General features: G+C 44.7%; 7 protein-coding genes. 1 reads left to right on the top strand and 6 read right to left on the bottom strand.

All coding sequences use genetic code 11. The features are described from left to right. Positions 1-134: 134 nt before the first annotated feature. Complete coding sequence (locus tag QT974_RS24340; protein ID WP_333470985.1) at positions 135-2594, top strand: CBS domain-containing protein; 2460 nt, start codon at positions 135-137, stop codon at positions 2592-2594. A gap of 226 nt (positions 2595-2820) precedes the next feature. Here QT974_RS24340 and QT974_RS24335 read toward each other — a convergent pair whose 3' ends face one another. The 6 genes from QT974_RS24335 to QT974_RS24310 all read right to left on the bottom strand — a co-directional run bounded on the left by QT974_RS24335 (position 2821) and on the right by QT974_RS24310 (position 10099). Next, the gene (locus QT974_RS24335) at positions 2821-5181 is read right to left on the bottom strand and encodes a GumC family protein (RefSeq protein ID WP_333470984.1); all 2361 of its coding nucleotides are present in this window, start codon (positions 5179-5181) and stop codon (positions 2821-2823) included. 1026 nt (positions 5182-6207) lie between these two features. Continuing rightward, positions 6208-7635 (bottom strand): MFS transporter, encoded by a 1428-nt coding sequence (locus tag QT974_RS24330; protein WP_333470983.1) that lies wholly within the window; start codon positions 7633-7635, stop codon positions 6208-6210. Further along, complete coding sequence (locus tag QT974_RS24325; RefSeq protein ID WP_333470982.1) at positions 7632-7775, bottom strand: hypothetical protein; 144 nt, start codon at positions 7773-7775, stop codon at positions 7632-7634. The genes QT974_RS24330 and QT974_RS24325 overlap by 4 nt, the downstream gene beginning before the upstream one ends. 127 nt (positions 7776-7902) lie before the next feature. After that, the gene (locus QT974_RS24320; RefSeq protein WP_333470981.1) at positions 7903-8460 is read right to left on the bottom strand and encodes a Uma2 family endonuclease; all 558 of its coding nucleotides are present in this window, start codon (positions 8458-8460) and stop codon (positions 7903-7905) included. A 133-nt stretch (positions 8461-8593) separates the two neighbouring features. Then, positions 8594-9145 (bottom strand): hypothetical protein, encoded by a 552-nt coding sequence (locus QT974_RS24315; RefSeq protein ID WP_333470980.1) that lies wholly within the window; start codon positions 9143-9145, stop codon positions 8594-8596. Between the two features lie 264 nt (positions 9146-9409). Next, positions 9410-10099, bottom strand: coding sequence for an ATP-dependent Zn protease (locus tag QT974_RS24310; protein ID WP_333470979.1), 690 nt, complete (start codon positions 10097-10099; stop codon positions 9410-9412). Positions 10100-10162: the final 63 nt, after the last annotated feature.

The following is a 10162-nucleotide window of genomic DNA, read 5'->3' as shown; positions in this document are numbered from 1 at the left end:
GTAGCTCAGCCGAGGCGGGTTAATCCGCTCAAAGTGAAAGTGAAAGGGGAGGGACTTCATGCCTCCCACGTCATGTCATAGATGACTATACTTTTACCAGCTATTAGCCGCCATCCGACAACCTGCAATTAACTATGCCCTTTTATCACCCGCCGTTTTACTCCTCAGCCTTGGAACAGGCGATCGACCGCTACCCCCTAACAGCCGGACCCGAAACTTCCTTAGCAGTGGCGATCGCCCTGATGAGTCAGTTACAAAACAGTTGTCCGTTAGTCAAAGCAGCTTTAGTTTCAGACCGGGGGACGGTGACGGAACCCTCCGCGCCGGACAAAGTGCGGGCCCGCTGCGTGCTCGTCGTGCAGAACCAGCAGATTATTACCACCGGAAATTTATCAGAAAACCCCAGCCGCGGGCTGTTAATCGGGATTTTAACTCCCGCCGATTTAGTGAGGCTGATCGCTTCTGGTAAAATCGACAGCCAGCAAAAAGTAGCCCTACACAAAATACCAATTTCAGAAGTGATGTCTCCGGTGTCGGTTTCCCTCACAGAATCCGACGACCAAGATGTGTTTACCGCTTTATCGTTATTTCGCCAGCACCGAATTCGCTATTTGCCGATAGTCAATCAATTTCGACACTTGGTAGGAGTGCTGACCCGGGAAAGAATTCGCCAAGTATTGCAGCCTTCAAACATTCTCAAATTGCGGCGGGTAGCAGAATTGATGACTACGCCAATTACAGCGCCCCACACCAGCTCGCTGCTCAAGATAACCGAACTGATGTCAGAGCATCAAGTCAGTTGCGTAGTCATTACAAAAAACAAAGAATTAACAATGGAGAAGCCCAAGGATGACTCTACCTCCATTTTTCAATATTCCTTTCACCAACCCTTGGGAATTATTACCGAATACGACATTGTGCAGGCACAGTTTCTCGAACTAAATTTCGAGCAAACCCCAGCTCAAAAAGTTATGAGAACTCCCCTGCAATTTCTGCAACCTTCCGATTCCCTGTGGACGGCGCACAAACAAATGCAGCAGCAACAAGTGCAGCGGTTGGTCGTGTGCGGGGGGCGCGGCGAACTGTTGGGAATTATCACCCAAACCAGCTTGCTCAGAGTCCTCGACCCCACAGAAATGTACCGAGTTGTCAAACAGTTGCAGCAGTCGGTTTATCAACTGCAATCGGAAAAATTGGAACTGCTGCAAAGCCGCAATGTTAAATTGGAGCAGCAGGTGCGCGAACGGACTGCCAAACTCCACGAACAGGTGCAGCGCGATCGGCTGTTAACTCAAATTTCCTTGCGGATTCACCAATCCTTAAACCTCGAAGAAATTCTCCACGCCAGCGTCGATGAAGTCCGGCAAGTTTTGCACGCCGACAGAGTAGCGATCGTGCGTTGGGAGTCGAGCAATTTCGGCATTTTTGTGGCAGAATCCGTTTCCGAAAATTGGTCTTCTATCTTGGGAGAAATCATGCCAGATAATATTTGGCAAGAAGATGCTTTGGCGATAAAAAATGAGATTTATGCAGTCTCCGACATCGACAAAGCTAGTTTGAGTACCGAAAAATATGCGCGTTTCCAGCAAGCACAAATCAAAGCTTATTTGATTGTACCAATTTTGCAAGACGGCAATTTGTGGGGGATGATGTGCGTCCATCAGTGCTCAAAATCCAGGCAGTGGCAGTCTTCGGAATTGGATTTGCTGCTGCAACTGGCAACTCAAATCGCGATCGCCATTCAGCAAGCTCAACTCTACCAGCAAGTACAAAATCTCAATACCGACCTCGAACGTCAAGTCCAAGAACGCACCGCCCAATTACAGCAAAAAGTTCAGGAACTCCAGCATTTAAACCTCCTAAAAGATGAATTTCTTAGCACAGTTTCTCACGAGCTGCGCACGCCTTTAGCTAATATGAAAATGGCCATTCATATGCTGAGAATTTCTCCCACAGTAGATCGGCGCCAGATATATTTAGAAATTTTAGAAACAGAATGTACTAGAGAAACAGATTTGATTAATGCTTTACTCGATTTGCAGCGGCTCGAAGCATCAACTTGTCCGATCGACCTCGAACCAGTAAACTTAGAAGTCTGGCTGCCTACAATTATCGACCCGTTTTACACCCGCGCCCAGAACCGCCACCAGCATTTGCGAGTAGAATGCGAACGCCAACTACCCACAATCTGTTCCAACCGGGCTAGTTTGGGAAGAATTTTAGCAGAACTGCTCAACAATGCCTGTAAATATACTGCCAATGACGGTCAAATCTCTCTCATGGTAGAGTGCAAAAATCGCAAAAAAGAATATGCAACACCAGAGACTAATCAGCGAGCAGCAAGTGTTATGGCTTCGGAAATTCAATTTATACTCAGCAATCAATCGTCCATTTCAATAGAAGAATTACCTCGAATTTTTGAGAAATTTTATCGAGTTCCCAACGCCGATCCTTGGAAACAAGGAGGTACAGGTTTGGGTTTAGCTTTGGTTCAAAAACTTGTCGAACAGTTGCAGGGAAAAATTGAGGTAGAAAGCAGCAATGGCTGGACTAATTTTAAGGTCACATTTCCTACCCAGCCGGAGGGAAATTAGTCAGCCAGTCGATTTTTGATTTGAGGCCGAGAGATTCGCGAGGGCCCGAGTGCAAGCGATACCGGCTCTTCCGATTGTTTGGTCTAAAATTTGCGGGTGGCCGATCTTTTTTGGCGATCGCAAATTCGGGTTAGCTACCGCTTTTGTTGGTTGGTAATTTCTCCGATATCGCCGTCTCCCCCTCTGGCTTTGGAGCAATAGAGGGGGTTTTAACGCCAATTTACTCTCACTCTTTTTTGGGAGCTAGTTTGCGGATGCCAGACTCTACTGGTGCCAAATTCAAATAGTCGTTTTTCTCTGCCACCATTGATGGTTGAGATGCTTGATACTTGTTGCCTTTGGTGGGGTGATTAGCAACTGTCCCCAAGCAGGGGATGCCAAAATTTTCTAATTGACTGAAAACTTTTTTAACTGCGGAAAACTTTGCCTGACGAAGGGCTACAACCATCAGTATGCCATCTGTGCGCGCCGCTAAAAAATTCGCATCTTTACTATCAGCCAGCGGGGGCGTATCGTAGATAACTAAGTCAAATGTTGCGTGCAGTTCTTCCATTAAATACTGCATCCCTGATGAGGCAAGCCGTCTAGCAGTACCAGGAATCGGAAGACCGGCAGTTAATACAAAAAGATTATCTGCTAAATGCGATCGCTGGATAATTTCACTGGGTTCGCTTTTATTTTCTAGCAAATTGCTCAATCCCTTGACATTAGGCAGATCCAACAGCAAGTGCAGGCTAGGGAAATGCAAATTCGCGTCTACCAACAGCACTCGCTGACCCGCCAGCGCTGCCACGTGAGCTAAGTTTAAAGCAACGGTAGATTTGCCTTCGCCAGCCGTAGCCGAACCCACTGCCACAGAGCTAATCGTTCGATGTGAAGAAAGAAAGCGGATATTAGTATAAAGAGAGTCAAAAGCTTCTATAAATTCCGAAGCAATTTTATGATTCCCCTCTTTTCCTTCCAGATAAGCATAGGCATTAGCAATAGAAGGCGGAAATTTTTTAGCATTTTTGTCACGAGGAATTACTCCCAATAAAGGCGGGTCAAACGCATCTTTAACATCATCCGCACAGTAGAAAATATTGCGCCACTTTTCAATGATGATAGCCACTACCAGACCCAAAACTAGCCCCCCAAAAATTGCCATGAAAAATTTGTTAGCATTTTTCGAGGCAACGGGAATCGCTTGGCCTGTTTTAATATCTCGCGGTACCTGAGGCTTGGAAATTATTTCCCAAGGTACTTGACTTTGGGCTGCTTGGACGCGCAGATTTTCCCGCTGACTTAAAAGTTGATCGCGGGTGCGCGCTGCTATGTCTAATTGCTGTTGCAGTTCGTTGTAGCGGCGGGCTATGCTAGGGAATTCTCTGGCTTCTCGGGTCAAATTAATTTTAGTTTGGGCGATCGCCTGACTGCGAGCTTCTAAAACTTGAACTTGGTTAGCAGTATCAACCAATTGTTTGATCAAACCGATGCGAATCGAATTTTGAAAATTCTGAACTTTAGAATTGGCTGCCGTGCCTACTAAATTTTGCCCCAAAATTCGCTCAGTTTGCTGGTTTAGCAAAGCTACTAAATTTGCCCGCTTGCGCTCTAAAGCTTCTACTATCGGGTTAGCAGATTTAAACCTAGCTGTTTCAACAGCAATCTGACCTTCTACTTCCTTAACCTTAGTCAGCAACTCTTTATATTGAGGTTCTTCGCTTAAAGCTGAAGCAGCAATAGCTTCGTTTGGTGTGAAATCTAATTGTTTTTGCAAGTTAGCGTACAGTGTTTTCTGTTCTTGCAGCAGCCTTTGAGTTTCTAACTCTAAATTTTCTACGGTGCGAACTTGCACGATCAATTGCGCGCCTTGTTCTTTAGGATCGGTAATCTTTTGCTGCTGCTGTATTACCTGTAACTCCGACTTCAGGTTATTGACGCGCTTGTCGAGTTCCGGAAGCTGCTTTTCAATAAAATTAACACCTTGACCAATGCGAGTCTTGCGTTCGTCAAGGCTGTACTTTAAATATTTCTTTTTAGTTTCTTCTAAAACAAACTCAATTAATTGAGGGTCCTGCCCCAGGAAACGAACTTCCAAAATTTTAGTTTGCGTAATCTCATTGTCTCCGAGGCGCAACACGAGCAATCCTTTTTTTAGAATTTCCTCAGTAATTTCTGGATATTTTTTTTGGACTTGTTTAGAAATAGCCGATAGCATCTGAGGACTCTGGAGAATTTGAAGTTGAGTTGCATAGTCCAAACTAAAAAATTCTCGATTAGGCACTGCCCCCCCCTCGCTGCGATTGGCGAGAGCAGATGCGTCGGTAAGTCTTGCCTCCGTTGTCACGGGTTCCACCAGTATCCGAAAATCCCCTTGATATGTTTTCTTACCTTGCTTGATTTGAAAATAAACTGCACCGCCTGCTAGAGCGATAATCCCAATAATAACTATCGCTTGTCGCCCAAAAGTCCTGAACAACGGCTTTAGATTCAATCCTTTCTGAGGCGCCGCGCTTAAGTCTTCTCCCTCATCAACGGAAAATTGCTGCACCTGTCGGCTCTGGTTGCTAATGGGTACGATATGAGCGTCCTGTTCTGTTTCCATGTTGACCTCTTGGATATTTTTTTGGTAAAATCAGCTTTATTTTGCGAGCCTTCTGGTTGATATTTTCACCATTGACTTCAGGATATCACAGGAAATTATCGGTCTGTTCTACCTCCTTCTCATACTTCTGGCGATCGCATTTCACCCATACAATAATAACTAAATCCCTTTGTGTCGGCTGCCAAATTTTTTTTATAATTGAACAGAGAGTTGTATCTGACTGCGTTTCTGTCTGGTGTGTGGTGGTGGTATTTAGGCTTGCTGCAAGGCACTGCCGGCGTTTTCGCCCTGCGTCTCCTCCCGGGGCCCCATAGCGCCATAACTTTACCAAACTTTTACAATTTGCCGTCACACCAGGGCCGCATAGCGCCATGGTATTGCCTTGTCATCTCTGCCATTTTTGCGATCGCCACCAACGGCAGCAGCACCTGTTAACTTACCCGCTTTCGGCACCAGCTAAAAAGTTTTGCATTTTTCACGTAGATATAATAATTAACATTATGCTGCGGATTTTTATCACCGTAAATAATCGAATCCATTTGCAACAAAAATTTTTATCTGCTTTTACTTATAAACTTTTTGACTAGCAGCATAATTGCTCGACAATACATAACAAATTTCCCTACTAATTATATCGCAAACTATTGCTTGTGGTAGCAAGTGACATAAAAATTAATAAATTGGGAGTTGATAGTCGATCGACATATCGAAAAAATCCAGCCTTCTGGGGAGCGACGGGCGATCGAACTCAAGCTGGGCGATATGATGTTTTAATCTAGAAATACGGGTTTCAGGCTGCTTCAACCCTAGCTAAAACTATCGCCGTGATTCGCCATCCGACAGCGACGAACAAGCTAGATCCACGTCAGTATCCAATGCACAACAGAGTGTTATTTGGTGAGGCTGATTAGACTTGCATTGCATAAATCTTTGATACCAGATCGAAACCGTTTCTTAGCAGCAATCATAAATGCAGATAGATTTCTAGATGGGACAGCAACTTGGGTAACTCAATTTGATTGCAGCTTATTGATTCTGTGCTTTCTTTTCTCGAAGTTTCAGCAATATTTCTGCATGAACTTCGCGGGTAATCGGATAGAAATAGGTGAGAATCATGCCGCAGATTAAAGCAATTGTGGGCAGCGGCCCGATCGCAACTCGAATCGCAAACAGCGCAGAATCCGGCTGTACGGGCGCAGCCTGTCCCTGAACAGTAGCGAGAAATCCAGCTTGTTCTAAGGCTTGGCCTACCAACCACAAGCCGATCGCCAAACCAATTTTTTGCAGCAACACCATAAACGAATAAAACACGCCTTCGCGTCTTTCGCCGGTTTGGAGTTCGTCGAGTTCAATCACATCCGGTATCATCGACCAAGGTACAAGATAAGCAGTAGAAACTCCCACACCAGCCATAACTGCTAACAGATACATTTGAACTACCTGTCCGGGTTGCAGGAAAAACAGCCCGGCTTGGGCGATAATCCACAAACTCATGCCCATAAAATAAACAGCTTTTTTGCCATAGCGTTCGCTAACTCGACTCCAAACAAATAACATGGCGAGTGCGGTGCCTTGAACTGCGATCGCAGTTTGGGTAAAAGTTGCTGACGGTAGTTTCATCCAGTTGATGACAAAGTAAGGCAAAATCGAAGCAGTTAATTGCACTCCCAGCCAAGAACAGAGGTAAATTCCAATGACGTACAAAAAAGGGCGATTGTTAAAGGCAATCCGCACCTGTTCTCCTATCGGCAAAGAGGTAGAATTATCTTCTACGGGATTGTCTTGCAATTGAGAGAGGACGTGTTTGCGGGTTCCGAAAAAGCACCAGTACAAAGGCACTACTGAAATTACTGCACAGAGTGCGCCTAATATTAAGTATTTCTGAGTGTCATCTTTAACTAAGGCAAAGATAATTTGCGCGATAATTAAGGAAAAAATGCTGCCGCCGATCGAGAAAGAAAACCGGAAACTATTAAGGCTAGTGCGTTCGTTGTAGTCTTGGGTTAATTCTGGGGTGAGGGCGGTGTAAGGCAGGTTGACGGCGGTGTAGGCGGTGTTAAACAATATGCCGATCGCCACATAGTACCAAAACAATATCGTCGGATCTTTGCTGGGAACAATCCACTGCAAAAAGAAGAAGATGCCGAAAGGAATTGCGCCGTAAACCATCCAAGGATAGCGGCGGCCCCAGGGGTGAGAGGTGCGATCGCTCAAAACCCCCACAATTGGGTCATTTACCGCATCCCAAACCTTGCCAATTAGCAAAATGTTGCTAGCAGTCCCCGCAGCCAAACCCGCCACGTTGGTAAAGAAAAACAGCAGAAAAAACACCAGCACATTCGCAGTAATTGCGGGGCCGAGGTCTCCCGCGCCGTATGCTAACTTTGTGGAGAAACTGAGTTTTTTTGCTTCGGGGTTGTCGGCCGCTGCTTCAGGGGGGGAAGTGTTGCTCATAAACTTTTGTTTCGTGATTTTTGGGCGATCGCAGTCTTTCCAGTAGGAGTATAACTCGCGTTAGGCTGTAATACTAAGTTTTTTTTGGGCGATCGGGATGATTTTGAAGCTTTGGGAATTGGGAATTGGGAATTGGGCATAGGGCATTGGTAATTGGACTAATGAACTTAGATATCAGAAACTAGATTTCTGTAGAGATTTATTGTTAGTGTTCGGAAAGTTTTCGTAGAAACCAGGTTTCTAACCCCATGCGTTCAATACCGTAACTTAAGGAAACAATCGCCCTACCTGAATTTCTATTTCTGGAAATGCCAGCATTGACAAAATTCCATCTTCATCAAATATAGTTTCTTGTCGGTAATTTTCCCCCACAGGTTCGCGAAAAACATAAACTTGTCGCCTGTTAACATCAAGTATCCAATAATCAGCAATTCCAGCCTTAGCATAAGCCCGTGCTTTGCGGTTACGATCGGTTTCTAAAGTAGTATCAGCTACTTCTACCAACAACAAAATGTTACCGGGTGCAGGATGAAAATCTTGGTACAGCCGAGGGTCGATTTGCACAACAGCAATATCCGGTTCTGGTTCGGAATTGGCATTCAGAGTAACCGGGTCTTGGATGCGAATTAAAGCAAGTCCTGCTAGTAGATTTCTCAGATAGTCGGCGGCACAGAGATTAGTTGCAGCATGGGGAGGATTTTTAGCACTCATTGAAACAATTTGCCCATCAATTAATTCGACTCGTTCATCTGGATCGAGAATACCAGTTTCGGTCATGCGACGGTATTCGTTTACAGTCCACAAGCGTACATCTGTTGCAGTCATTGCTCCATTTCCTGTTGTGATTTGCAAAGGATTGACAAGACAAGGATTTGCCACCTAATTTAAACTAGAAATTTGAAAAACTTTAAGAAGTTTAATTTTTAAATCAAATTTCAAAAAATCCCGATTAAAATTACTAGGTTAGCAATCTAGATTTGGCGGTAATTGCTCCCACACACCACAAAATAGCATTGACAATCTCCGAACGCTGGATGTCCTCTTCTGCTAAAAAAACTGCAAACTCTTCATCAATATTCAAGTGGTCGGCCAAAGCATAAAGCACGCGCTTGTACTCTGTGGGCATTGGTGTTAATGTGACTTTTACTAAATTTAATAGCGCGTTCAAACAGTTAAGCATAATCCCTGATTCGTCAATATCTTCTGCATCGAGCAAGTACAGGGTTTCTGCAATGTCGCAAATAACGTCTATTTGTGTTGGTGGTCTTCCCAGTTCGCTGACATCGATATCGCACAATTGGAGAGCGTTAATCGCTAGTTGTGGACGGGTAAAAAATACAAGTTGACCGCCGGATACTAAAGGCGGTTCTTCTTCTCCATAGACGATGAGAGTATATAGATTCGGTACTTCGGTTTCGGGATCGAGGCGGAAACCTAACAGCGACAGCAATTTTTCTCGCTCTTGGTTAGGTGTTTGCAGTTTTGTTGCAAAATTTTTTGATTGTGACATGATTTTTTTATTGTGATGAAATTTATGCTGTTAAACCAGGTTGACAGGCAAAATCTGGGTGGAGTGAGACATCTATACCCTTTCTCAAAAAGATTAGGTACAGGTTGAAATTTCCGATGATTCGAGTTCGGGAGCGAACAAGTTTTAAATTTTAGATTAGGGGATTGGGGAATTGAGGAATTGAGGTATCGATCGGTCAATACCTCATCTTTTGCTCGAACTGCTATGCCAATAAACTGGGTTTAAGAAGGAAGAGTGCAAAATTTAAGTTGTGTGCTGCAAGTTTTCCTGGATGATGTCGCAGCATTCAGCGACGGTTGCTCTTTTTTCCATGGCTGCGACTAAGGCTTCGTAAGCGGATTGATGGCTTTCGATCAGGGTTTTTGCTCGCAGCGAACCCCAGTTTTGTTTGAGTTGAATTTCGGAAATAGGACGGCGCAGTTGTGTTAAGATTGCGCTGATTTTTGTACGGTCTTCTGCTCCTCCTCGGGCGTTGCCGTAAACAACTTTTTCGGCGACTATTCCGGCCATCCACACGGTGCAGTATTGGTCTAAAAGTTGGACGGAAAGAGTGCCGTTTTCGAGTTGAGATGCTAGTTGTTCGTCGGCAAATCGGACTCCACCTTGGGCTGTTTGTCCTTGTTTGAATGCTTCAAGAGCGTTGAGGGCGTAGCTGGTGATGGGAATTCCTAGCAAATGGGCGACGAGGAAGTGTCCGGCTTCGTGGTGGAGGATACGATCGCGCTTTTCTTGAGAACTTCCCCCCAGCAAATCTACTAATATTGTACCGCCTTGACCTTGCCACTGGAAACTGTCGAGGGTGGCTAGCCCCAACAGGCAAAAGGTGGCGATCGCAGGTACGGCCTCTGGTAAGTTGAATAGGGGGCCCAATAATATGGAAACGGTGATGGCGAAGATAGAAATAGCGATAATATTCAAAGAAGTGTCTTTCATAATTGGGAATTGGTTATTGGTTATTGGTTATTTGTTATTGGTTATTTGTTATTGGTTATTTGT

The organism is Microcoleus sp. BM001215392, from assembly GCF_036700185.1.
Lineage (GTDB): Bacteria > Cyanobacteriota > Cyanobacteriia > Cyanobacteriales > Microcoleaceae > Microcoleus.
This window is presented reverse-complemented; position numbering and strand designations above follow the sequence as displayed.

What these genes read in the sequence shown, in the direction of transcription:
- QT974_RS24315 (WP_333470980.1), bottom strand. Translation starts at nt 9,145, where the DNA reads ATGTCACAATCAAAAAATTTTGCAACAAAACTGCAAACACCTAACCAA.
- QT974_RS24335 (WP_333470984.1), bottom strand. Translation starts at nt 5,181, where the DNA reads ATGGAAACAGAACAGGACGCTCATATCGTACCCATTAGCAACCAGAGC.
- QT974_RS24320 (WP_333470981.1), bottom strand. Translation starts at nt 8,460, where the DNA reads ATGACTGCAACAGATGTACGCTTGTGGACTGTAAACGAATACCGTCGC.
- QT974_RS24325 (WP_333470982.1), bottom strand. Translation starts at nt 7,775, where the DNA reads ATGCCCAATTCCCAATTCCCAATTCCCAAAGCTTCAAAATCATCCCGA.
- QT974_RS24310 (WP_333470979.1), bottom strand. Translation starts at nt 10,099, where the DNA reads ATGAAAGACACTTCTTTGAATATTATCGCTATTTCTATCTTCGCCATC.
- QT974_RS24340 (WP_333470985.1), top strand. Translation starts at nt 135, where the DNA reads ATGCCCTTTTATCACCCGCCGTTTTACTCCTCAGCCTTGGAACAGGCG.
- QT974_RS24330 (WP_333470983.1), bottom strand. Translation starts at nt 7,635, where the DNA reads ATGAGCAACACTTCCCCCCCTGAAGCAGCGGCCGACAACCCCGAAGCA.